This is a genomic window from Niastella vici (assembly GCF_002077945.1).
Taxonomy (GTDB): domain Bacteria; phylum Bacteroidota; class Bacteroidia; order Chitinophagales; family Chitinophagaceae; genus Niastella; species Niastella vici.
In genome coordinates this window covers 1-501 of record NZ_LVYD01000080.1, presented here as the reverse complement: position 1 = coordinate 501, position 501 = coordinate 1, and the positions used below count along the sequence as shown (strand labels likewise).

The following is a 501-nucleotide window of genomic DNA, read 5'->3' as shown; positions in this document are numbered from 1 at the left end:
TTGCCCAGTACATGAACTCCGCCAATGTATTTAACCCATCCGTGCTTTGCGAAACAGAGCTCGATGATGCCTGGAACAAGTTTAAGGCCATCTACCTGGCCAAAAAGAAAATGATGATCTCCGATTTTCTGTTTAGCCAGGGCTATCCCGTGCTCGATAATGACAGCTACCGCATCTTCATCGATCCACGCCGCTATATCACCCAACAGGAGCTGGGCATCAATCCCTATGAAACAGATCCTTCCAAACTGCAACAACAGGCCCAGGACAAGGTGACCAGCATGATCGATCAGAATTGCCGCAACTACGCGGCTTACTGGTGGAGCAGGTTCAAAGATGCAACAGCCTGCAGCTTCGTAACCGAACGCGACTCGGCGGCCATCGTTGACCGCCTGATAGCCGTATGTAAAGAAGGCGGCGATGAAACCCATCCCTTTGGCGCCAGCACCGTAAAGCCAACCAGCACCTATGGCTTCAAAAGCTTTAATGAAACCATCCTTG

Annotated in this window: 1 protein-coding gene; it reads left to right on the top strand. The window is 50.9% G+C overall.

The window, feature by feature from the left end; genetic code table 11:
- The coding region (locus A3860_RS41345; protein WP_158085439.1) for a hypothetical protein at window positions 1-501 on the top strand (501 nt) is incomplete at both ends.